This window comes from Candidatus Bathyarchaeota archaeon, from assembly GCA_026014585.1.
Classification (GTDB): Archaea; Thermoproteota; Bathyarchaeia; order Bathyarchaeales; family Bathycorpusculaceae; genus Bathycorpusculum.
Genome location: JAOZIA010000022.1, coordinates 110,828 through 133,347 on the forward strand (window position 1 = coordinate 110,828; position 22,520 = coordinate 133,347).

21 protein-coding genes are annotated in these 22,520 nt (G+C 45.4%); 8 read left to right on the plus strand and 13 right to left on the minus strand.

All coding sequences use genetic code 11. The features are described 5' to 3' along the window. Positions 1 to 203: 203 nt before the first annotated feature. From NWF01_07370 to NWF01_07410, 9 genes are all read right to left on the minus strand, one after another. Positions 204 to 812 (minus strand): NTP transferase domain-containing protein, encoded by a 609-nt coding sequence (locus NWF01_07370; protein MCW4024836.1) that lies wholly within the window; start codon positions 810 to 812, stop codon positions 204 to 206. Positions 813 to 880: 68 nt separating this feature from the next. Further along, a complete protein-coding gene (locus tag NWF01_07375) occupies positions 881 to 1,126 on the minus strand; it encodes a hypothetical protein (protein ID MCW4024837.1) in 246 nt (81 codons plus the stop codon). A 54-nt stretch (positions 1,127 to 1,180) separates the two neighbouring features. Then, positions 1,181 to 1,690, minus strand: coding sequence for a hypothetical protein (locus tag NWF01_07380; GenBank protein MCW4024838.1), 510 nt, complete (start codon positions 1,688 to 1,690; stop codon positions 1,181 to 1,183). Then, a complete protein-coding gene (locus NWF01_07385) occupies positions 1,687 to 2,157 on the minus strand; it encodes a hypothetical protein (protein MCW4024839.1) in 471 nt (156 codons plus the stop codon). Before NWF01_07385 ends, NWF01_07380 begins: the two co-directional genes overlap by 4 nt. Before the next feature lie 80 nt (positions 2,158 to 2,237). Continuing rightward, positions 2,238 to 4,136 (minus strand): Glu-tRNA(Gln) amidotransferase subunit GatE, encoded by a 1,899-nt coding sequence (gene gatE, locus NWF01_07390; GenBank protein ID MCW4024840.1) that lies wholly within the window; start codon positions 4,134 to 4,136, stop codon positions 2,238 to 2,240. 1 nt (position 4,137) lies between these two features. Beyond that, complete coding sequence (gene gatD, locus NWF01_07395; GenBank protein ID MCW4024841.1) at positions 4,138 to 5,484, minus strand: Glu-tRNA(Gln) amidotransferase subunit GatD; 1,347 nt, start codon at positions 5,482 to 5,484, stop codon at positions 4,138 to 4,140. 3 nt (positions 5,485 to 5,487) lie between these two features. After that, positions 5,488 to 7,083, minus strand: a complete 1,596-nt coding sequence (locus tag NWF01_07400) for a tRNA uridine(34) 5-carboxymethylaminomethyl modification radical SAM/GNAT enzyme Elp3 (GenBank protein ID MCW4024842.1) — start codon at positions 7,081 to 7,083, stop codon at positions 5,488 to 5,490. An 83-nt stretch (positions 7,084 to 7,166) separates the two neighbouring features. After that, on the minus strand, positions 7,167 to 7,709 hold the full coding sequence (locus tag NWF01_07405) for a GNAT family N-acetyltransferase (GenBank protein MCW4024843.1): 543 nt from the start codon (positions 7,707 to 7,709) through the stop codon (positions 7,167 to 7,169). Between the two features lie 95 nt (positions 7,710 to 7,804). Further along, positions 7,805 to 7,966, minus strand: a complete 162-nt coding sequence (locus tag NWF01_07410) for a 30S ribosomal protein S30e (protein MCW4024844.1) — start codon at positions 7,964 to 7,966, stop codon at positions 7,805 to 7,807. A 318-nt stretch (positions 7,967 to 8,284) separates the two neighbouring features. Between NWF01_07410 and NWF01_07415 the strand changes: the two genes are divergently transcribed. Further along, positions 8,285 to 9,067 (plus strand): ParB N-terminal domain-containing protein, encoded by a 783-nt coding sequence (locus tag NWF01_07415; protein ID MCW4024845.1) that lies wholly within the window; start codon positions 8,285 to 8,287, stop codon positions 9,065 to 9,067. 11 nt (positions 9,068 to 9,078) lie between these two features. Beyond that, a complete protein-coding gene (locus tag NWF01_07420; GenBank protein MCW4024846.1) occupies positions 9,079 to 9,270 on the plus strand; it encodes a 4Fe-4S dicluster domain-containing protein in 192 nt (63 codons plus the stop codon). 6 nt (positions 9,271 to 9,276) lie between these two features. Here NWF01_07420 and NWF01_07425 read toward each other — a convergent pair whose 3' ends face one another. Continuing rightward, on the minus strand, positions 9,277 to 9,927 hold the full coding sequence (locus NWF01_07425; protein MCW4024847.1) for a helix-turn-helix domain-containing protein: 651 nt from the start codon (positions 9,925 to 9,927) through the stop codon (positions 9,277 to 9,279). A 137-nt stretch (positions 9,928 to 10,064) separates the two neighbouring features. Here NWF01_07425 and NWF01_07430 point away from each other — a divergent pair, with 137 nt between their 5' ends. The 4 genes from NWF01_07430 (at position 10,065) to NWF01_07445 (ending at position 17,752) form a co-directional block, all read left to right on the plus strand. Continuing rightward, a complete protein-coding gene (locus NWF01_07430) occupies positions 10,065 to 13,628 on the plus strand; it encodes an MMPL family transporter (GenBank protein ID MCW4024848.1) in 3,564 nt (1,187 codons plus the stop codon). 165 nt (positions 13,629 to 13,793) lie between these two features. After that, positions 13,794 to 15,470, plus strand: coding sequence for an MFS transporter (locus NWF01_07435; GenBank protein MCW4024849.1), 1,677 nt, complete (start codon positions 13,794 to 13,796; stop codon positions 15,468 to 15,470). A gap of 62 nt (positions 15,471 to 15,532) precedes the next feature. Beyond that, positions 15,533 to 16,366, plus strand: a complete 834-nt coding sequence (locus tag NWF01_07440; GenBank protein ID MCW4024850.1) for a GNAT family N-acetyltransferase — start codon at positions 15,533 to 15,535, stop codon at positions 16,364 to 16,366. 6 nt (positions 16,367 to 16,372) lie between these two features. After that, positions 16,373 to 17,752: a hypothetical protein gene (locus NWF01_07445; GenBank protein ID MCW4024851.1), complete on the plus strand. Its 1,380-nt coding sequence runs from the start codon at positions 16,373 to 16,375 to the stop codon at positions 17,750 to 17,752. A gap of 1 nt (position 17,753) precedes the next feature. Here NWF01_07445 and NWF01_07450 read toward each other — a convergent pair whose 3' ends face one another. From NWF01_07450 to NWF01_07460, 3 genes are all read right to left on the minus strand, one after another. Next, on the minus strand, positions 17,754 to 18,932 hold the full coding sequence (locus NWF01_07450; GenBank protein ID MCW4024852.1) for a glycosyltransferase family 4 protein: 1,179 nt from the start codon (positions 18,930 to 18,932) through the stop codon (positions 17,754 to 17,756). Between the two features lie 104 nt (positions 18,933 to 19,036). After that, positions 19,037 to 20,290, minus strand: coding sequence for a hypothetical protein (locus NWF01_07455; GenBank protein ID MCW4024853.1), 1,254 nt, complete (start codon positions 20,288 to 20,290; stop codon positions 19,037 to 19,039). Positions 20,291 to 20,420: 130 nt separating this feature from the next. Next, positions 20,421 to 20,999: a hypothetical protein gene (locus NWF01_07460; GenBank protein ID MCW4024854.1), complete on the minus strand. Its 579-nt coding sequence runs from the start codon at positions 20,997 to 20,999 to the stop codon at positions 20,421 to 20,423. 239 nt (positions 21,000 to 21,238) lie between these two features. On the opposite strand from NWF01_07460, the gene NWF01_07465 reads away from it, so the two are divergent. Beyond that, the gene (locus tag NWF01_07465) at positions 21,239 to 21,820 is read left to right on the plus strand and encodes a CopG family transcriptional regulator (GenBank protein MCW4024855.1); all 582 of its coding nucleotides are present in this window, start codon (positions 21,239 to 21,241) and stop codon (positions 21,818 to 21,820) included. A 105-nt stretch (positions 21,821 to 21,925) separates the two neighbouring features. Further along, positions 21,926 to 22,459: an Lrp/AsnC family transcriptional regulator gene (locus NWF01_07470; protein ID MCW4024856.1), complete on the plus strand. Its 534-nt coding sequence runs from the start codon at positions 21,926 to 21,928 to the stop codon at positions 22,457 to 22,459. The last annotated feature ends 61 nt before the right edge of the window (positions 22,460 to 22,520 follow it).

The window sequence follows — 22,520 nt, forward strand, 5'->3', positions numbered from 1 at the left end:
TCCTCTATTCATTATTAGTTTTGCGTTGTTGCATTAAGTGTTTATGGCACGCAACATTCCTATTTGCCACCTATTAGGCTCCTAATAGCCAACCTATGCAGAAACAATAAGGAGAGGTCCAAGAAAAACCTAAGAGGAAGGCTCTCTAATGGCGCATTTTTCAACCAAAAAAATTATGAGCAAATTTAAACATGCCTTTTCTGTTATCGCTTTTTGGGTTTAGTTTTCTTTTTGCTTGCGCCCTTACTTTTCTGCGGCTTACTCTTACTTGCAACTGGCGGAGTTATCTGCTCAAAAATCATCGTTGACATAAAACGCACCCCACGCATACCATCAACCATCACTGCCAAATTTGAAATACCCTCATCCAACGCACGCTTCAACTCTTCTATAGCGATGCTTTTTTGATAAACAGCCTGCAAAGGATTACTTTCACAGTCGGGAGTTCGGGGGATTGTTGCGGATTTGCCGATGCCGCATTCAAACAGTAGCAATGCGATGTCTTTTTGTATGAGGGGTGTAGCTAACGAAGTAAGCAGGCAGTAATCGCCCAATGCAGCTTCAAAACCAGCCAATGCCGCAGCCGCGGGTTTTTGGAGTTCTTGTGGGTCAACAACAAATCTGGCTATGGCGGGAACATGTTTGGCGTAGGCGTCTGCTTGCTCTTGTGAGGAAACAACTATAACGACCTCATCCACGTACTCACAAACGTTGCTTACAGCTGTTTTTATGAAGGGTTTGCCGTTAACTTCCATGAGTCCTCTGTCTTGACCTGCTTCGTTAAAGGGTAAAATGATTGCTGACCTGTTCATTTGAATGCACCTTGCCAACATAGAAACGTGAATGTTTTTAGATTTATCGGAAAAATAAAAAGGGTTTGTTAGAGTTTGCTAATCAGTGACAGCGCCGCAACAACTAGGAATGCGATGCCAGTCCAGAATAGGTCTCCGCTGGTGAGCAAGTACACGACTATGGCGACAATCGCGGCGGGGATGAGCACCAGAAACAGCTTAATTACAATGATTATGGCAAGAGCGATAATTACCAGAACAATTAGTGCGGTTAAGTCAAGGTTAAAGCTGCCTAAGGTGAAATGAAGCAATAAGGTAAGCAAAGAGAAGTCCATACAGATACCTCAAAAACATTTTGCTATGCATAGTAATATAGGTTGTGCCCAGCGTTAAGCCTTGATTTTTGAGCGGATTTTAGGGATAACTTCCTTTTGGGCTTGCAACACGCCAAAAGAGGAAATCCTAAAGTGGTCATCAACCGTTCGGGTTACACAATTATTCTTAACCAGTTCGCCAAGTCTTGTGCTTACGATTTTGCTGCTTTTGCCCAGTTTAATCTGCAAAGCATCCTTTGAAAGAGACGCTTGCTCAACCATTCCAAGCTCGCATCCAACAAACTGCGCCAGCAACCAAACCAAAAGCGCCTCATTATCTGTTAATTTCGCCTTAGAAACCAGCAGGTTAGCACCTTCCGCTGAGAAAGCCACAAGCCCCTCAAGCTCAGAGGCGATTTTTTGCACATTCACGTTGAGCGCAAGTTTTTTGGCAAGCTCAAAAGTGGGCAAGGCATTCTTAAAGAAATTATTTATTTGTAGCCAAGCTTCTTGGGGTTCATCTACAAGTTTTTCTTCAAGCTGCCCATATTTTAGGTGAACTTCAACTTTGACGGCGTTACTCAATTCATTTTACCTCTAATTTTGGATATAACATCCTCTTCAACCCATTTCTCGCCCTGAATGGTTAATTTGAAGTCGGGTTTGCTGGGGTCGGGTTTGAAGACTTGTCCGCGTTTGGTCATTTCATTGAGACGTGCGGGAACCATACTTTTGATGCCGCTTGATTCGAGTAGTTTTTGGACTTGGGCGGCGGTGTTCTTTTTGTCTTCTGAAGCGTATAAAATCAAGCCGACGTCTTCGTAGTGGGTGAGTTTTTCGCGTGTTACAATTACGGGTCCTTCAGTGGTTAGTTCAACTATGCCTTTGAGTTGGGCGCCGCTGGGTGTTACCTTGTTTGAGACGAAGTCCCCGAGTTTTTCCATAAAATTTTCGGGAATTGCTTCGAGAAGGTTCATGACTTCTGTGGGCGAATCTCCCTCTAAAACCAGTTCTCCAAAGGCGGTTTTGATTTTGGCTTGAATACGTTTCATTTCGCGGTCTCTCTTGCATATAAGCGAGTTATGCCTTTTAGAGATTGTTTACATAAAAATGTCAAAAATAAAGGAAAAAATTAGGGAATACGCTGCCGAAGCAATTTACCTACAAGTTCAGGGTTGGCTTTACCTCGAACTTCCTTCATCACGGCACCCATCAACAAACCAAACGCGCCTTTGCCCAACTTCTCAATAGCCGCTTGGTTTTGGGTGATAACTCGGTCAATGATGAGTTTAAGGTCAGCCTCAGAGAGCATCTTCAGACCCAAAGCTGCAACCGCGTCCTCAACGGTTTTGTTCTGATTCTTGGCAAGCCATGAGAACACGTCGGCAAGGGATTCCTTAGCCAGTTGTCCAGAACCCACAACACTAAAAATCGCCTTTATCGTGCCATCATCAACGTTTTCAACGTCCACACCATCACGTTTCAGCGCCTTAATGGTTTCCGTTAGAAACACCGAAACAGTAGACGCTGCCACTCCACTTTCCTTCACCACAACCTCAAACAGACCGCCATATTCGGAGTCAACCAGCTGTTTGGCAAGTTTCTCGTTGAGCCCATACTGCTTCATTAGCCGCGACAGTTTCTTTTCTGCTGGTTCTGGCAGGTTTGACTGGATGTTTTCTACGAGTTCAGGGGTGATTTGCAGGGTGGGAATGTCAGTTTCAGGATACATACGGGCTGCTCCTGGGCGGGGTCGCATGTATCGGGTTGTGCCGTCATCTTTGGCGGTTCGAGTTTCCTGCGGAATACCAATGCAGACTTGTTGTGCACGTTCAACAACGGCTTTGAGTGCGTCCTGCGTGTTCTCCGCCGTGTCGGCAACAAACACCACAGCATCAGCCTCAGAGGCACCGACTGCTTTTCGTAGTGCATCGGTTTCTTCTGGCGTAATTCCATAGTTTGTGAGTTTCTCGTCTGTGTGGAATATGCCGCCGACTCTACCCCAGAATTTGGCGTAATCCGAGAGTTCGCTGCCCAAACGGAAATTCGGCATCAATTCATGACCAGTCAAGCCTGCAAATCCTGCAAGTTTGACGGCTAGGACTTTTTGATTTTTATCTACGGCTTTGCGGATGACTTTGCTTTTTGTGTCTTTGAAAATGCCTGTTAAGTCAACGAATTCTGGTGTTAAGGTTTGGGGTGTGATGCCTCGTTTTTTGAGTTCTTCTTTGATTGCGATTAAGTTAAGTTGACGCTGAACCTCATAATCCACAACGGTAGAGATTAACTCAAGTTCCTGAACACCCTTAATCTCAATAAGCGCGCCGTTTGGCAAGGACACGTTTAGGTCTTGACGAATCGTGCCCAAACCGCGCATGACTTTTCCTGTGTCACGTAAAATTCTGCCAATCGCAAACGCGACTTCCTGAGCCTCCATGGGCGAGTAAATCACAGGAGCAGTAGCAACCTCAATAAGCGGAATCCCCAATCGGTCGATGCGGTACCTTATGGTTTTGCCATTATCCATCGTGCCAGTTTTACGTGCGGCATCTTCTTCTAGGCTTGCGGCTTGCATCGGAATGATTTTGTCGCCGACTGTAATGTGACCATCCAACGCGATAATGCAGGTACGCTGAAAACCAGTGGTGTTTGAGCCGTCAATCACGGTTTTACGCATAACATGAACCTCATCCACGGGCTGCATATTCATCATAAGCGAGGCAGTCAGGACGACCGCGACGGCGTCGGCGTTGATTGGGTGGGGCGGTTCCTCATCCATTTCGACAAGGCATGCACTTTTGCGGTTAGCTTCGTAGAGGACTTTCATGCCTTTTTGAAACTCAAAATATGCAGCAGGGTCAACCTGTCCCAGTTCGCTCTGAGTTGGGCGCAATCTACGTAGGAAAGTGATTTCTGGTTGTTCTTTGAAGAGTTCGGGTTTGCAGCTGCAGAACAGTTTGGAGTCCACGTTTAGCTGCTGGTGAATTTCCAAGCCAACTTTTAAGCCGACTTTTGCATAGTCAATTGCCATTTTATTGTCCTCCTTCATGGATTTTGTCTTGCGGACGCGTTCGGGGTGAGAGTTCGCCTGCAATGTTGGTTTTTAGCAGTTTTTTGGCTTCGGTTGGGTTGTTAGTTTGTCCAAGCGCCCACATCAACTTCACCAAACCTGTCTCAGGGAACATATCATCCAATGGGACAACACCAAGCGCTTGTAGGTCACGTCCTGTATCGTAAACGTTCATGTTAACCCGTCCCCAAATGCACTGCGATGCCAACGCAACAACCACCTCTTTTTCAGCTGCGCGTTTTAAGGCGTCAAAGCAGTATTTGCTAACGTGCCCCAAGCCTGAGCCTTCCAGCAAGATGCCTTTTATGCCCTGCTCCACGTACCAGTCAATAACTGCGGGGTCAAAGCCAGGATAAAACTTGAGCAGCGCGACTTTTTCGCAGAAGTTGGGTTTTAGAACCAGCTTTTTTGAGGCATCACGTTTCTGGTAACGGTCAGTTAACATAGCAACCTTTTGGTTTTCCACACGCACAATTGGGAAATCATTAACCGCTTTGAAGGTGTCGCGGCGGCTGGTGTGGCATTTACGAACCCGTGTGCCCCGATTAATAATTATAGCTGTATCTGAGACTGTTTCGTGCATGGCTAAGCCAACCTCTGCAAAGGGTGCTTCACCTGCCGTTTTCACGGCGCCGATTAGGTTGGTTGCTGCGTCGCTGCTGGGGCGGTCTGAGGAACGCTGGGCCCCCACAAGCATCACAGGAACGGGCAGGTTCTGCAATGCAAAACTGAGCGCGGCGCTGGTGTATGCCATTGTGTCAGTCCCATGACCAATAACTATACCGTCAATATCGGAAGTGATGCTGGCAGCGACAGTTTGCGCCAGTTCTGTCCAGTTTTTTGGAGTTAGGTTTTCGCTGTAAATGCTGTAAACGATTTTTGTGTCCACCTGCGCCACGTCCGCGAGTTCGGGAACGACTCCGTAGAGGTCGCTGGCGGATATGGCTGAACGAACTGCACCTGTGCGGTAGTCTACGCGACTGGCAATGGTTCCTCCAGTGCTCATTATAACCACGTGGGGCAGGGCGGGGTTTTGTTGGGGCACGGGCGGCGCGGCGAAGGTGGGTTTTGTGCCTTTTCCAACCTTTTTCACTATCACATCGGGGGTTGCGTGGATGCCGATGTTGTAGCCGCTTTTCATTTTGATGACGATGTTATCGTTTACGCTGCCTTCAGCGCGGGGAATTAGGATGCCCTCGTAGGCACGGTTTTTGCTGGTGACGCTGATTAGGTCACCCACATCACAGTCGGCTGTTTGCAGAAGCTGCAGGGCAAAGCCTTTGTATCCAGAAGTTTGCAGTTCACTCATAATTTATTTCTCCAAGTTTTTTGAAACGTAAACGCCATCCTGAACGTATCCTAAACGCTTATAATATCTTCTTGTCCCTAAGGCGCTGATGACTAAAAGCTTTTTCTTGCCAAAAACCGTCCTTGCCAGCCGTTCCGCTTCAGAAAGTAACTCAACACCAAAACCCCGATGCTGCCAAGCACCCTCCAAACGCGCCCCAACAGGCACCAACTGCCCATACACATGAAGCTCCCGCACAATCGCAGAAGGCACAGCAGTAATTTCGGGTCGGAAGGCTTGCTCTGAGGGGATTCTAAGCCGCAGATACCCAAGCAATACATCGTTTGTTTTGTCTTCGGCAGATATGAAAACTTCAGTTCCCTCTGATGCGTCGTATGTTTGGTTGTAAATTTTGACTTTTTCCAAGTCTGCCTTAACGCCATCTGCCACCAATCGGTGCCCAACTTCGCGGCAACGAATACACCTGCACACACCACCTTGCTCGTGGAGTTTTTCTTTAGCGAGTTCTCGCAGGTTGCTTTTTTTGACACCAGCCAAAATCAGCCCTGCTGGAATGTCCCGTTGAACACGCATTACTCTGACCCACGGTGGAATGAACTCTTTTATTTGGGCAATTAGCGTGGCGGCTTCCTCAGTGGTGTATGGGTGGTACTGGTCTTGTTGGTACCATTGGTATGCTTTGGTTCCCTCGATGACAAGGCATGGGTAAATCTTTATCATGTCAGGCTTAAACTGTGGGTTTTCAAAAATCTGCTTAAACGCTGCCATGTCCTTTTTCATGTCAGAACCCGGCATTCCAGGCATCATGTGATAAACAATTTTTAGCCCCGAATCCTTAGCTAGCCTTGTAGCTTCAACTACATCTGCTACCGTATGGGTTCTGCCAACAAGCCTGTAAATGTTATCATCGGGGTTTTGCACGCCCAACTCAATCCGCGTTACGCCCATATCCAGCATCTGGTTAATGTGGGGCTGTTTTGACCAGTCTGGACGAGTTTCAACGGTAATGCCCACGTTGCGGACTTTGCTGATTTCCGCGTTATCCTTAGCTTCTTCAAGACTGGCCGATTTCTTTCCTGTTATGGCATCAAGACACCGCTGAATAAACCATGTTTGATACTCAACAGGCGTTGCGGGGAAAGTGCCGCCCATCACGATAAGCTCGATTTTGTCTACTTTGTGCCCAATCGCTGTGAGTTGTTCGATGCGGGTTTGTACTTGCTGGTAGGGGTCAAAACTGTTTTGTGCTCCACGCATAGCTGCTGGTTCGTGTCCTGTGTAGCTTTGGGGGCTTCCTGTTGAGGGTCCACCGGGGCAGTACGCACAGGGTTCTGGTTGGGGGCATGGGTAGGGTTGGGTCATGGTGGCGATTACGGTTACGCCGCTGATGCCGCGGGTGGTTTTGCGTTTGAGCAGGGGTAAAAGTCGCTGGGTTTCTTGGGGGGTGAGTTGGCTGATTATTTCGCTGCTGCTGGGGACTTTTTCGAGGTGGTATTTGCCTGCGGTTTTGATTTTTAGGCGGTTTACATCCTCACGTGTGGGTGAGGGCATGGACAGTAGGGTTGTTATGATTTCTCTCAGGGCATCTTGTTTGTTCACAGGCAGTACCAATCTATGCTTATTTTTTGGGAATAAATAAAGTGAACTGAAACCAACAAAGGTTTAGACTTGACAAGTTCATGCTAAAGGAACAGTGCCATGCGGAACTCATCAGTGTACCTGCCCTCGTAGTATGTTTCTTTGCGTAAAGTTCCCTCAACCTCAAAACCCAATTTCCTGTAAAGGTTTAAGGCTCGTTCATTATCAACGTTGACAGTTAACCAGACTTTTTTGAGCCCACGACTTTTGGCAACCCCAATCAGATGCTGGAGTAGCGCGGTGCCTATGCCAATGTTTTGGTAATCATCATGCACCGTGATAGCTAAGCAGCCCTTATGCTGCAGTGCCTCCATAGAGTTAAACTGAAGAGTGGCTGACGCGATAATTCGATCTTCTCCTTGAGGAAGACCCATAATGGGCAAAATTGCGTTGTAGTTTATGTTGCTTGTCCAACCTGCGATTCGTTCCCGCGAAAGAGGGGGAATCAAAAAAGAAACTGTTTGCTCGGATAGGGTGGAGAACATTTCCCAGAGCATTTCTGTGTCACTGGCTACTTCGGGTCTAAAATGGATTTTTGCACCGTTTTTTGCGGTGAAAGTTGTTTCCCACTCAAAAGGGTAAACCATAGTATGCCTCAAGAGGATTAAGTATGCATAAAAGTGGCGAATTTAGTAATAAAGTTTTCAAAATAGAAAATAAACGTGGATTAACTGAAACTGATTTACATCCAGTTTTGTCCGGGTTTGCGTTGCAGAACAACACGTTTTTCGTAGTTGCGTCTTGCTCTGTTTTTGGGGCTGGGAGATACTCTCTCGTGTGCCTCAATTTTTGGCGTTTGGTTCCGGACTTTTCCAGCTTTTGATAATGAACCGTGAGTTGGCATTTAATGCACCTTCCTCCATAAATCAGAAATGTCCCTCTTAAAGGTTCCCATACAAATTCCCTCAATAACACCCCCTTAACTGCACGCTCCCATCAGGCAAAATACTCATTTTTTGATGTGAAATGCGCCATTACGGGACCTGCCCCCTATAGATTTTGCCCTGAATTCCGAATAGGAACCAAATAGCCTGCAATAGGTAGTTTGTATTTTACAAGGCATATTTTTAGCCTTCTTTCTTGCATCTGTTTTGTTTATAAGTTATTTTACCCTTAATTTTAAATAAATAGTTTGCATGAATGATGTTATGGGAACCCCCCGATGAGTTTGCGGTTAAACCCTCTATACGAGAAACTTCTGCCCCAAATGAGCGAAGAAGAGTTTACCGAGCTTAAAGCCTCAATCCAAGCCGAAGGGCAACATTACCCCATCATCGTTAACGAAGACTTGGAAGTTCTCGATGGGCACCACCGCTTCCGTGCCTGCACAGAACTCGATATTGAACCCGATTTTGAAGTACGTAAATTTGACGACAAACTACACGAAAAAAAATTTGTCATAGAAGCAAACCTGCGCAGGCGACACCTGAACAATTTTCAACTGGTTGAATTGGCGGTTCCGCTTTTAGAGATTGAAAAGGCCCTCGCAAAACAACGGCAAGTCCAAGGCGGCAAGGCAGGCAGGGACCTGCAATTAGGGTTAGCGCCAGATGACGCTAAGCCCGAGCCTGTTTTTAAGGCTAAAGCAACTGAGGTTGTTGCCAAAAAAGCGGGTTTGTCAACACGCACGTTTGAGCGGGGTAAAAAAATTATTGAAAACGCCAGCGAAGGCGATAAGCAACGGCTCAGGGATGGTAAAGTAAGCATCTCCAAAGTCTACCAAGACATCACCTCCAGCCAAAAACCCTCCGAACCTGAGCGTGAACTTAAATCTCCCTCCGCGTATGACCTGCAAAATCAAACAAACTTGCAAGCAGTTCTTGAGCAATTGGAGCGGCATCAACTGTTTTGTCCAGACTGCGGCAATGCAATGTTTGAATGCAGCAAATGTCACAAAACCCTGCAGGCACTGCTTAAATCCAAGGACCCCCCAGAAAATCAGTGAGGACGGCTGAAATGAAAGCTTATATTTTGCCTGAAAAATGCATAAAATGCCGCGTTTGCCGCGCCGCCCGTGCCTGCCCTTTGAATATTATTTTTAAAATTGATAGTGATGAGCCCTCCATTGTGGATTCTGGGCAATGTCATGGTTGTGGTGACTGCACAGAGGCTTGCCCAGTTCATGCCGTAGTGTTAAGAGAGGGTTAACAAGCCTTACTGTTCAAGTATGTGTGTGATTAGCCTATGTTCTGCTTTTCTTAAATGCTCAACAACTGTAGAGTCTACCAGCCCCAGTTTTTTTGCAAGTTCCTGAGACGAAATTTTTCTGGGAATATCATAGTAGCCTGCTTGGTATGCTGCGATTAGTACTTCACGTTGCTTTTCTGTTAACTGGTTTAGTGGTGAAGTTGGCGAGAACTCTGCATCCGCTAGCAGAACCACGCGGTAGTGTAGTTCCATTGTGTTCATTCCCTCAATGAACTTTTTAACTTGGTTTTCATTGCCTAGGAAAGAAAATTTTATTTTTCCATCTTTTACGCCCATGGGTGGAAATAGAAAGCCGCTTTCTATGTCTGTTAAACTTAAAACTGAGGATAGGCTTGGTCCGCTGCGTAGGAAGACTATGAATGTGCTTTTTTTTTCTTTTTCAAGCACTTGGGCTTCAACTAGTAGTCCGCCTTCGAGTAGTTCTTGCCCTTTTGAGTTGGGGTCTTTGAATTCTACTCGTACGATTGCAGCGAATTCTTCGGGAGTATGCCTTAAAAAGTATAGAAGGTCTAACGCTTTTATTTTTTTGAATGGTGGTAATTCTATGCCTGCTTTGTGAATTTCTTTTTCGGGAATTTCAATGATTAATCGTCGCATGGTTAACCATAATTATATGTGTGTTCATATATGTTTTTGTAAACCCGAGTATACTCGGTAGAATCTTAATCCAATAGAGCACCATTTTTATTGAGACTAAAAATTAAACAAACCCCTCGAACAGGATGTATCTCTTATTGAAAAAAACTAAAATTGGCTCATTTGAAAGGCTCGGTCGAACAATAACCAAGCGAAAATTCAGCATAATCGCTGCTTGGATACTGGTATTAGCTATTGTTCTTCCAATAGTTGTGACTGCGACAGGTGTAGCATCATTAACGATGGATACCTTATCAGGCGATGACATGGAATCTGCCAAGGCAAACGACCTTATCACGGCACAATTCCAAAATTCGGTGTCTAATGATTCACTCATCATTGTCATTTCAACTGATAATGCTGCTTCACTTGGCACTCAACAGTTCATTGAAGAATTAACAAATAGAATTAACAGTGATTCCAGCATAACTGGTATCAAAAATATTACTGATGTTTACTCAATTCTGATTCCTGCTCTCAACCAAACAAACGAGGCAGTTTATCTTGCATATAACGGCGGTAACTTAACGTATAATCTTCTCTACAGTGTTCCCGCTATATACTCAAATGTATGGTATCAAGCATATAACACATCCAAAACCACTCTGATTTCGGGACTCCAAGAACTAAATCCCACAATTTACACAACAATTGAAAACGCAAACGCAACATACACGCTACTCTACAGTGTTCCAGCAATTTACCTAAACGTGTGGGTACAAACCTATCAGGCAACCTCTGATGTTGACCTGTCCAATCAAGCAGCTTACCAGCAGACTGCTCTTACCTTGCAGAATGCAGACCCAGAGGCTTATGCACAATACACTTCGCATTTGCTTGATGCATTTGACGCTACATGGGTAGCAAGCTTCTCTGATCCTGCAACAGCAACCTTAACGCCTGATGTTCGTGCCTCACTTGCATCGGACATAACCAACCAGCAGTATATCGACAACTTTTTGGGAACAGATGAAGCGGCCAAAGACTTTGCCACTGCCCTGACAAACACTTTTTCACTTGATGACTTCCTAACCAACACACAAGAACAAAACAATGCCCAAATACGTGACTTCTCCATCCAATACATTGCTAATCAATCAGGTTCAACTGTTGAGTTTGTTACCGCTGCATACGATTTGGGTATTTCACCCTCTGATGATGCATTTGCCACTTTAGCAGATAACGTGATTTGGCATTCCCAAACTTATGGCATGAGCAGTTTCATCGACATGTTCAATGATGTTGCATTTGAGCAAACAGAAAACGTCCTTAAAGACTTAGACGAGACAGCATACAATGATTACACTTCACACCTGCTCGTCCTCTTTGATGCTCAATGGACGCAGCGCGTTCCAACACAGCCCACGCAGAATTGGATAAACCAAACCGCCTCAGCTGCAGCAAACGCCACAAACCCCACATTCATAGCTGAGTACCTAAGTGACAGCGAAGAATTCTCTAACTTAATCGCTCAAACTTTAACCTTGCAGGATTTCCTTGATGGAGACACGGCCTATACCAACAGCCGCATGAAGGACATAACGGTAAGCTATGTTTCTAACTCATCTGGCTTATCCGAGGAGTTAATCGCTGCAATTTATGGCGCTGGTGAAAACGCAACATCAAATGCCCTGAAAAGTTTAGCATCAAATATTGTCTCAAACACTGACGCCTACAATGTCGGTCAACAATTTGATGAGTTAATCACTTCCTTTGTTTCTCCCTCAAGAGATGTCACGCTTGTCTCCATCACCTTTGACGAATCAGACGACCACAACCTTGTCACAATCCGAGGCATCCTCTCAGACATGATAGCCTCAAACCCCGATGGTGTCAGTTCAGCTAAGGTTTCAGGCTCAGATGCTATAGACTATGACTTCCGCGAATCAACGTATAGCGATTTAGAACTCATCCTGCCCATAACCATTGTTTTACTGATTGTAGCCACAGGGTTATTTTTCCGCTCCATTGTTACCCCAATTATCACGTTGGGAACCATCGGTGTAGGTTTGGGTGTTTCTCAGATTTTCCCCTACTTGGTGGGCACCTACATTAACCAAGTTGACTACACTATATCCACTGTGCTCTTAACAGTGCTTATTGGTGTAGGAACCGATTACAGCATATTCATAATTGCCCGACACCGCGAAGAACGAATTAACTCGCTGCCCGTTTTTGAAGCCATCAAAAAATCCATCACTTGGGCAGGCGAAAGCATCGTAACCAGCGGCGCAACGGTCATCATATCCTTCTTTGCACTGGCAACAACCTCAATGGTTATGCTTCAAACAATGGGCTTAATCGTGGGCTTAGGCGTCATCGTCACGCTACTTGCATCATTAACCTTTGCACCTGCATTAACCGCGATTCTTGGTGACAGGATTTTCTGGCCAAACTCAGGTAAACGCTTCCAACGGTACTCTCAAGGTATCATAGAAAAGAACAAGCGCATGGGCGGATACTTTGCAAAAAGCGGCGCATTCTCTGTTAAACACGACAAAGTAATCATACTCTTAGCGATACTGGTTACTGTTCCCGCATTCTACAGTTATGCAACAACTGAACCAACATACAACATGCTAGGCAGCGCCTCAGACAGCTTAGATTCTGTTGCAGCCTCAAATATCCTAACAGACTCTTTTGGCGGCGGCAGACTAATGCCTACGTATGCAGTGGTGACGTTTACAGAGCCCATTGTAGATGGCAACGGCGTTTTTAATATGGGTGAAATGGCTACGCTTGATAGCATTTCCTCTATGATAGCTGGCTATGAAGGTATTCAGGAAGTAACTGGACCAACAATGCCGTACGGTCAAACAGTTGCGTATCAAACAATAACCAATGCTTCCGACTCAACAACCTACAACAGCATGCTCAGCAACATAGGCGCAGACAACAAGTCAGCATTAATAACCATAAGATTCACCATTGACCCCTACTCCACAGAAGCCCTCACTTGCGCCCAAGACATCCGCACAACTATGCACGCAGACTACGACAACGCTGCCAACGTGTCCGGCTTATATCTGGGTGGAACAACCGGTAGCCTGCTGGACACAAAAAACAGTTTCGTAGACCAATTTAACGCGATTCTCCCAATTGTCGCATTAGGCGTTGGCATAGTACTTTTCATCGTGTTGGGTTCGCTGATTCTGCCAGTCTTTGCGGTTCTCTCTGTGCTGATGAGTATCGTGTGGACGCTGGCAATCACCACTATAGTGTTCCAAGCTGCCGGATACGGGTTACTATTCATAACTCCGCTAATCCTCTTCGTGTTGCTGCTGGGCTTAGGAATGGACTACAACATATTCATCCTCACCCGCATCCGCGAAGAAGCAGCCAAAGGACAAAGCCTAAACGACGCAATCGTACACGCAATTCAGCAGACAGGTGGAATAATCACTGCCGCAGCTGTTATTCTGGCGGGTTCATTGGGTGCGCTTATGCTGTCAAGTAACATGATGCTTCAAGAAATGGGCTTCGCCTTTGCCTTTAGCATCCTAATTGACGCGTTGGTGGTGCGAACCTATCTGGTGCCCGCAGTCATGTCAACGTTTGGCAAATGGAACTGGTACAACCCAATAAAACGCCTGCAAAGAATCAAAGACACAGACAGCAATCAAGACGTCAACAACGAAGAAACAGGTTCAACTCTTGAATAATCAAGTTGACTGCTCTATCCCTATTTCTTTTTGTGTACTTTTTTAAAAATCAAGCACCACCAACAACCGCCAAAATTGGTTTGAATCCGTTAGATATCCTATAATCTCCAAGTAATCTTTTTATAATCCTCAAGCTTAAAGCAAAAATCTTCTAGATGACCTTCTATGGTTCAATACAAATGGATTGCACTGTCCAACACGACGCTTGGTATATTGATGGCGTCAATCGACATGACTATTGTTTTAATCGCCATGCCCTCCATCTTCAGAGGAATCGCCATTGACCCCTTCACCTCATTCCAGTACCTACTCTGGATATTGTTCGGCTACAGCATCGTAACCGCCACACTGCTCGTCACGTTTGGGCGGCTATCCGACATTTTTGGCAGAGTAAAACTCTACAATTTAGGCTTTGCAATATTCACCGTAGGCTCCATTCTGCTATCAATTACGCCTCATACTGGCGATGCAGGAGCCATCGAACTCATCGTTTTCCGAATCGTCCAAGGAGTAGGCGCCGCCTTCATACTCTCCAACAGCGCCGCAATCCTAACAGATGCCTTCCCAGAAAACGAACGCGGCAAAGCATTAGGCATAAACCAACTCGCTTTCCTTGCAGGCTCCCTTATCGGCTTGGTTTTAGGTGGTGTGCTCGCAGTTTTCGAATGGCGTCTTGTCTTCTTAGTCAGTGTACCAGTGGGCATAATCGGCACGATTTGGTCATACTGGAAACTCAAAGAACAACACGTCTGCAAAACAAAGCAGAAACTGGACGTTTGGGGCAACATAACTTTTGGTGCAGGTTTAACTCTTGTTTTGCTGGGTATTACGTATGGTTTAACTCCGTATGGGGATTCACCAATGGGCTGGGCTAACCCATGGGTCATAGGCTCCTTAATAACAGGTGCAGCCTTGTTGATTGCGTTTCCTTTCATAGAACGCAAAGTTGAGCAGCCCCTGTTCCGTCTTGAACTCTTCAAAAACAAAATGTTCACCGCAGGAAACATAGCTACATTCCTTAGTTCCATGTCCCGAGGCGGTATCATGATAATGCTGGTTCTGCTCTTGCAGGGCATTTGGCTGCCACTGCACGGCTACAGTTACGAGGACGCACCATTCTGGGCAGGCATCTTTATGCTCCCCATGACCTTGGGCATCGCATTGACTGGTCCAATCAGCGGCTGGCTATCCGATAAGCACGGTGCAAGATTGCTAGCGACACTGGGCATGGTTATTTCAGGCTTCACGTTTTTAGCATTCATCGCATTGTCTGCAAACTTTGATTACATACCCTTCGCGCTGATTCTCTTCGTGATGGGTCTGGGCAGCGGCATATTCATGTCACCCAACATGGCATCCGTCATGAACAGTTGCCCAGCAGAGCACCGAGGTGCTGCTTCAGGTCTGCGCGCTACCCTTCAAAACTGCGGACAAACCATTAGCCAAGCAATATTCTTCTCAATCGTTATAATCTCACTAAACCTGACGCTGCCAGGTGCGCTTTCCCAAGCTGTAACCGCTTCAGGAGCACCCCAACTTGCAACCGCCTTCGAGAATACTCCAGCATCAGGTGCACTCTTCGCTGCATTCCTCGGCTACAACCCCATAGGAACAATCCTTCAAAGCATGCCTGCAACATTAACAGCCGGCTTATCGCAAGCAACTCTAAACACACTAACAGGGCAAACCTTCTTCCCAAACACCATTGCAGCACCCTTCATGACTGCCCTAACACAAGCATTCATCTTCGCCTCTGTCCTTTGCTTCTTAGCAGCAGCTTTCTCTGCAATGCGCGGTAACGGCAAACCAGCCAACAAAGATGCAACTCCCAAAAACCAGTAAACCCGCCCTTTTGTGCCTGAATTGCTGGCATCTTTAATTTAAAGCATGTAATAAGATAGGGTATGTTCCAAATTGAAGTGATGCAGCCAAAAGATTTCGAATTCGCTATTGACCTTACTAACACGATGAATTGGAACCTGACTCAAGAGGAGTTCAAATTCAGCCTAATGCTGGAGCCAGATGGATGTTTTATTCTCCGTGATGGTGCAGAACGTTTAGGGTTAATAACCTGTGTCAGCTATGGCGGTATGGGCTGGTTTGGCAACCTCATCGTAACTCCATCAGTAAGACGCAAAGGTGCTGGTCATCTGCTGGTTAGGCGTACACTCCAGTACCTACAAAACAAGGGTGCAGAAACCGTTGGAATATACGCATATCCCCAACTGGAAAGCTTCTACATGAGTTTAGGGTTTAAGCCTGATGCCGAGTTTATCGTAATGCATAACCCCCAAGTTAACTATAAAACTGCTGCTTCTGTTTCAAGGGTGACTATGCAGGATTTGCCTCTTCTAAACAATCTGGATTACACTTGTTTTGGTTGGGATAGACAAAAAACACTCTTAGCGATTCTTGAAAACACTGAAAACCCCGCGTTCTACATCAGAGAGAAAGAGGCGCTTGCAGGGTTTGTTGCCGCCAAGGTTTATGGCAAAACCGCCGAACTTGGACCCCTTGTCAGTAAATCACCTGAAGTTGCCCAGCAATTTCTCTTAGCAGCCCTAAACAGCTTGGATGGGTTAGCTGTTAGCGTTTATTTACCTGCAAACCAGAAAAGTTTATGCGAAATATTAATTGGGCTGGGATTTGTGGAAGACTTTAGATTAATCCGCATGTTCTGGGGCAAACCCAAACCATCAAGCTGCATATACATGGCGGAGTCGCTTGAACGAGGATAAAAATTTATGGAGCCTTACTGCAAAAATTTACTGTCTGATTTCTTAAAAAACAGTTGGTCAAGCATAGAAGCCCTAGTAGAAACACTCCACGACTTTAAGGAGCAAAAAAGCCGCCGTCAAGTGCAGCTTTTCCGTTACAAAAACGGCAAAAAAGTCACCGTGCCCTTTGATGGGAACCATTTTTTTCTACGGAGCTCTGTTGAGTACAGTAACCCCCAATTAACTATTGAAGAACTTCAGGGAATCGTGGGAACACGTCTGCTTGAGGCTTGTGCAGATCATTTCTTTAAAACAGGCATACATCCCCCAACCAAAGACGATTTTAACCAACTTTGTGAAATCCTCTCCAAGCCACCTCAGGGCTTTATTGTTCCTTTCCTTTTGAACACAGATGATGTGGAAGCTAACCGTTACAGTTCAAACCCGCTAAAACGCTCAATAACTGAAAGTGGACAAAGTGCCTATCCAGCCGCATACGTACGAACTGACCAGCTCAAAATTGACTCAGAGTTTACTAAAAAATATCAGGGCAAATTGATTTCTCAAAAAGAAATTGAGCTGATTAATTCTAAGCTGGATTGCTGTGGTGGTTCTTATCTGGATTTTGTTGAATCAGTAAAGTATGCGCGGCTAGATGAGCTTTCACGTTGTTCTGGTTTTGATTTGTCACTGTATTCATTGCGGATGCCTCTCTCAACGCTACAGTCCGAGGGCAAGGATGGGCTAATCCACTACATCATCAGCCAAAGCCACCATAACTACGACGCCGTCAACGAGGCTTACGCTTGCATGGGACGCAGCATGAAAAACCGCACCACGCTCCTAACAATTCCGCACTCCAGCAAGGGCTATGGCTCCAAACGTGCCGCGCGGGGCAGGCTGTATTTTGATGATGGCAAACTCTCAAACGTTAACGTTACATACAAGGCAACCGCGCTTTACCCAACTGGCGTGGACAAACCTGACGTGGCAGTAGCGGAGTGCCAAGACAGTTTCACAGTTGCAGGCGAGAAGCTGGCAGATTACAGCTTTGAAGAAACGCCCTCTTCGCCCCAGTTTTTCCTTTATTCTATGGCTTCCCCTGAGGACGGCGCGGTCTGGCATGGTGTTGGCAAATTTGGCGCTTCCAAGTTGCTGCAAAGTTACTCTGCGGCTAGAGTCGCGTGCAAGGCGGGACGCTTTATTGGGGGTTTGGATGAGCGGTTTGGGGTGCGTTTAGAGGTGCCGCTGCAGTTTAATTTGGAGCCACAGGCTATGTGGAGCCATCCAGTCTACCATAATATTGATGCAGGTGTTGGCACCGTTGCGAGCTTGGCAGATTTGGTTCAAAAAGGCATGACCCTTGAACATCTCGCCCACTTCGAGCAACAACCTGCAGAGCAATAAGCTACAATCTTAACGCTTCACGATACACGTCCAACATCCGCTGCGCGCACAAATCCCATGTGAAATTTTCCTCCACAAACCGCCTGCCCACAAAACCCATCTTTTCTCCAAGAGTTCTATCTGCGAGCAGTTTTACCAGTGCATTGGCTAACTCGTTTACGTTGCCGCCCTCTACAAGAAAACCCGTTTCACCGTTTTGCACTGCCTCATTTACGCCGCCTACATCAAACGCCACCACGGGCTTCCCACATGCCTGCGCCTCCAACAACACAATCCCCTGCCCTTCTTGGATTGATGGCAAAACAAACAGGTCCGCAAGATTGTAGAATGCTTGCAACTGTGTGTCTGGGATGTTATCTAAAAAGTGGAAGTGTCCTGTTAGGTAATGGTTTTGGATTTGGGTTTTTAGAGTGCTTTTTTGGGGACCATCACCAACGATTAGAAACTGGGCATCCTTGATTTGCTGGGTTACTTTTCTGGCAGCTTCAATTAGAAACGGCAAGCCTTTCCGAGGTACCAAATTCCCAACAAACAACGCACACGGTTTGCCATCCACACCCAAACTACGCTTCAACTCCACATTGACGGGTTGAGGCTTGAATTTTTCGGTGTCTACCCCGTTTGGAACGAGGCGGATTTTTTCTTTGGGCACCGTGTAGTTTTGGAGGATTTTTTGGATTGAGTATTGGCTGATTGTGACGATTAGGTCGGCTTTTTTTGCGATTTCAGCTTCACGGTTTGCTAATCCCTGCATGAACTGGTTTGCAATCCAACCCCGCAAAGAACCCCTGCCTTCAGTTTTAGCCTGTAAATACTCATCCGCCAAAACTCCGTGGATAGTGTGAATAAAAGGTTTTTTCTGAGGTTCTTTAAGCAGTCCGTATGAGCTGACGTTGTGGCATTCATAAACGTCGGCTTGGATTTTTGTGGCGTTTTTGGTGAGGTTGCGGTTAAAGGTCCAGTTGTCCAGCGGAAAAATCCTGTCCGTGGAAGTTATGGGTGCAAGATTTATCCCATCAATTTGTGTGGGTGTGTTGAATCCTGCTTTTGTGCCGCTATAAACCGTGACTTCTGCATCTTTGGTTAATCGTTTGGCGGTTTCCATGATGCGCCGCTCAACGCCTCCACGATAAAGATGCGGAGGCTGCGTGTTGAAGACTGCTAAACGAAACCTACCCAACCAAAGTCACCATTTACCTGTTTATTGTTTGCTTAGCTTAAAAGCTCTCTTGCTTTCACTGTTAGACCCCTCTATGGTTTCTGCATGGAGTTTCTATTTGGAGCCTAATAGGTGGCTAATAGGAATGTTGAAGTTAACTGCGATGACGGCTGTTTGGATGATGAACGCCGAAAACGAAACACCACAACCGCGGCTCCCGCCAGAACCGCCACAGCAACAACCACACCCGCCACATAAAACAACCAAGAATTCACATCGCCATCACTCGAGGAAGATGCACTGTAACCCAAAGGAACATAACGATAATCAACATTGACACTGACGGGTCCGCTTGATTTTATAACTCTGCCTTCAGGTGTTGTCCACTGCTTATATAGTGTGCCGCTTGCCGCTCCGCCAATCAAGTAGAAAACATCATCAACAACCGCAACTTTGAAAGATTGAAGAAAATTTCCAAAAGTAACATTTGGGTACTGAGCACTTTTATGTTCTGGAAAAGACACGTTATCGGTAAATGTTTCGGTTTGGGGGTCAAATATTTGGAGTGCCGAAACTCCGAAGAGGTATATTTTTTCTGATGTATACTTGTCTGATGTTGCTTTTGCGTCTTGGAATCCTTCGTTTGCTTGGGGTGCGGTTAGTGTTTTCCACTGGTCTGTTTTTGTGTTGTAGATTTGTATGTAGCCTCCTCCAAAAACATAAATCCTATCATCAACAGCAACCGACCCATGATATGATACAGGCTCATCCATCGACTTCTTAGTTACCCAAGTACCTGTTTGAGGATCATAAATTTCTAGCAATCCCGTAGGAGCTGTTTGTCTAAACTGCTCACCAGAAGGCACACCCTGATCAATTACTCCGCCTATCACGTATATTTTACCGTTGACAACGCAGGCAGATGGGTCTTCCCGCAGGTTTGGGCTAGGCGAAATGCTTGACCATTGGTTGGTGCTGATGGAGTATGCTTTGTTGTTTAGAATGCCGTCTCTACATATTCCATATCCCCAAAAAAAGATGTTATCATCAACCGCTACCGCGGCGGTGTGCAGTATGATTTCTCCTCCTAAAGGCGTATCGAAGGTGGATGTTTTTGTGCTCCATGTTTCTGTCTGGGGGTCATAAATGTGGACAGTGATGGCATGTGTTGTCATGTTAAAGCAAAACGCATAAACTTTACCGTCTACGGCAGCGCATTGTAAGAATCCCTTTTTTTCATCCTCAGGCAAAACACTCCACGAGTTCTCCTCCAACGTGTCATCTGCTAGGGTGTGTGGGGCTTCTGATATGCAAAGAACAGCCAATAGAAGAATACAGAAAAGCACTTTCCAAATCTTGTTTGCTCTTTGCAGTCTCATAAGAATTAGTGGACAGTGTTGATTTTATAAAATTTGCCTGAAAAACCAGTTTCTTCTGTATTGATGGTTAACCGCTGGAAAATGGGGTTGTCCTGTTTAGATTTTTAATAAAAATGGGGAGATGAGGTGTTTAATTGTGTTTTTTTCTTTCCCAGAAGCTGCCCGAGTACATTCCCCAGTTTTTGAGTCTGGGTGAGACCGTTCGGAGAAGTGCTGGGCTGGCAATTAGCACAAACGGCAAGTTAAGGGCAAAGGTCCAAGGCAAAAATGGCCATGCAAACTCGGGAGTGAACATTCCAACAAGAATGAATTGCCAAAGAATCGCTACTGTGCCTATGAAAAGTGATAGCGCATAGATGCTTCCGAGGATGGCTAAACCTTTTTTGGAATTGGCCTGGGCTGCACTTTTTGATGTGAGGAACCAGTTTATGGCAAAGATTAGCACTGCTGTGGTGATTTCTACCCATGCGAGGTGTGGGGGTAGTGCTTCGACGTAGATGCCGCCGACGTAGGCTCCGATGATGGTACCTATTAGTCCGCTCCAGCCGAACCAGATTGGGATTACGCCGAGTAGGATTATTGGTAGGTATAGGAAGGTGAAGTTTGGGAGTGCGACTATGTGGGATAGTTGGAAGAAGATGGCGAAGAGGGCTGCGGTCATGGCGATTATGGATACTTGTTTTGCTGTGCTGGGTTTGGTTTGGTTCATGTTGGTCAACTTTGGTTTTTGGTGTGGTGTTGAAAATAAAAGCATTATTGCTTGTATTACAAATGTAATACGTTGGTTGGGTGTTTGCGCAACAGACAACAAAAACACAATTTTATACACTTGAATATTAGTTTACCTAAAAACTGGATATGTGTATAGAAAAAAATCAAAGCAATAGCATAATGTTTATATAACAACCGACAAAATGAACTGTTGTCAGCAAAAAGGAAAGTGTGCCCATGGTAAACCCAACAAGAATAACAGTAGCATTTGACAAAAACACAGCAGACCTGCTGGAAAAAATAAGCTCAGAAGACCAAGTTTCCCAAAGTGAAACAATGCGCAGAGCACTCAAATTCTACAACGAAAACAAAGCCCTAGAAGAGGTGGCAGTCAAGAAAAAAATCAACACATACATGGACATGCTCCTCAGCGGTGAACACGTAATCTTAGACGTTGACCACTGGTTATTGTTTCTGCGCCTTGTGCCCTCTTCGCCCGAAAAAGAGGCGTTCTGGAAGGAGCACCGTGAGGTTGCCCGAGCCCACTGGGAGCAATTAAAAACTAGGGTGTACTCTACTGACGACCTGCTGATGCGTCTTGAAGCCTGCAACTTCTACCGCTTAATCAAAAACGCGCCAAACGACTACACGCTTATGTTGGTTTCGGAGACTTCGAAGGATTTCATAAAGATTTTCCTAGATGAGTACTTTGTTGCGATGGATGTTAAGGCTGAGATTAAGGAGAACTTGACTAAGCTGCGCATTACTGTTACGCCACCGTCGGGGAAAAATGGTCGTTCAACTCATTTGCTGCGTTGATTGTCATTTGCACAACATTTCATAATTTTTATGAACAAACCTTAACTATATTTTTAAAATAGTAATCAAACAGAAACCGTAAAATGACTATAAAGAGCAATCATCATGGCAACAACTACTCCTCTCCAAATAGAAATAAATCCTCAAAATCGCCTCACCAAAAGGTTAGCTGTAAAAGAAAAAATAAGTTTGGCCAACCTTGATGCAGTCGACATCAAAATTCTTAACCTGCTAAAAGAAGACTGCCGCATTAGTAACCGCAAAATAGCTCGAACACTACACCTGTCAGCTGCATTAGCTGCTGCAAGAATAAAAAACTTGGAGGATAAAGGGCTAATCAAGGGTTATACTGCTGTTTTGGATTCACTTAAGTTGGGGTATGATATAACAGCGGTGATTATGGTGCGGACTAATGGTGCGCATGTTGAGGATTTAGAAAGTTTTCTTGCACGTGTGGACAATATTATTGCGCTCTATGAGGTTACGGGGGATTTCGATGTGATTGCTATTGCTAAGTTGAAGGATAGGGTTAGTTTGAATTTGTTGATTAATGATTTGCTTGTTAATCCTTATGTGAAGCGGACTGTAACCAATATTGCTTTTAACATGGTTAAGGAAGATTTTAGCGCTGTTTTTTAGTTGCTTTTTTTGACATCTGAATTTGTGTTTCACGTTCACTGCTTTTTATTTGTCTATTTTT

Bases quoted from the DNA above. Each gene is read 5' to 3' on its own strand.
- NWF01_07370 (MCW4024836.1), bottom strand. From the start codon at position 812: ATGAACAGGTCAGCAATCATTTTACCCTTTAACGAAGCAGGTCAAGAC.
- NWF01_07375 (MCW4024837.1), bottom strand. From the start codon at position 1,126: ATGGACTTCTCTTTGCTTACCTTATTGCTTCATTTCACCTTAGGCAGC.
- NWF01_07385 (MCW4024839.1), bottom strand. From the start codon at position 2,157: ATGAAACGTATTCAAGCCAAAATCAAAACCGCCTTTGGAGAACTGGTT.
- gatE (MCW4024840.1), bottom strand. From the start codon at position 4,136: ATGGCAATTGACTATGCAAAAGTCGGCTTAAAAGTTGGCTTGGAAATT.
- gatD (MCW4024841.1), bottom strand. From the start codon at position 5,484: ATGAGTGAACTGCAAACTTCTGGATACAAAGGCTTTGCCCTGCAGCTT.
- NWF01_07405 (MCW4024843.1), bottom strand. From the start codon at position 7,709: ATGGTTTACCCTTTTGAGTGGGAAACAACTTTCACCGCAAAAAACGGT.
- NWF01_07410 (MCW4024844.1), bottom strand. From the start codon at position 7,966: ATGCCAACTCACGGTTCATTATCAAAAGCTGGAAAAGTCCGGAACCAA.
- NWF01_07415 (MCW4024845.1), top strand. From the start codon at position 8,285: ATGAGTTTGCGGTTAAACCCTCTATACGAGAAACTTCTGCCCCAAATG.
- NWF01_07420 (MCW4024846.1), top strand. From the start codon at position 9,079: ATGAAAGCTTATATTTTGCCTGAAAAATGCATAAAATGCCGCGTTTGC.
- NWF01_07425 (MCW4024847.1), bottom strand. From the start codon at position 9,927: ATGCGACGATTAATCATTGAAATTCCCGAAAAAGAAATTCACAAAGCA.
- NWF01_07435 (MCW4024849.1), top strand. From the start codon at position 13,794: ATGGTTCAATACAAATGGATTGCACTGTCCAACACGACGCTTGGTATA.
- NWF01_07440 (MCW4024850.1), top strand. From the start codon at position 15,533: ATGTTCCAAATTGAAGTGATGCAGCCAAAAGATTTCGAATTCGCTATT.
- NWF01_07445 (MCW4024851.1), top strand. From the start codon at position 16,373: ATGGAGCCTTACTGCAAAAATTTACTGTCTGATTTCTTAAAAAACAGT.
- NWF01_07455 (MCW4024853.1), bottom strand. From the start codon at position 20,290: ATGAGACTGCAAAGAGCAAACAAGATTTGGAAAGTGCTTTTCTGTATT.
- NWF01_07460 (MCW4024854.1), bottom strand. From the start codon at position 20,999: ATGAACCAAACCAAACCCAGCACAGCAAAACAAGTATCCATAATCGCC.
- NWF01_07465 (MCW4024855.1), top strand. From the start codon at position 21,239: ATGGTAAACCCAACAAGAATAACAGTAGCATTTGACAAAAACACAGCA.
- NWF01_07470 (MCW4024856.1), top strand. From the start codon at position 21,926: ATGGCAACAACTACTCCTCTCCAAATAGAAATAAATCCTCAAAATCGC.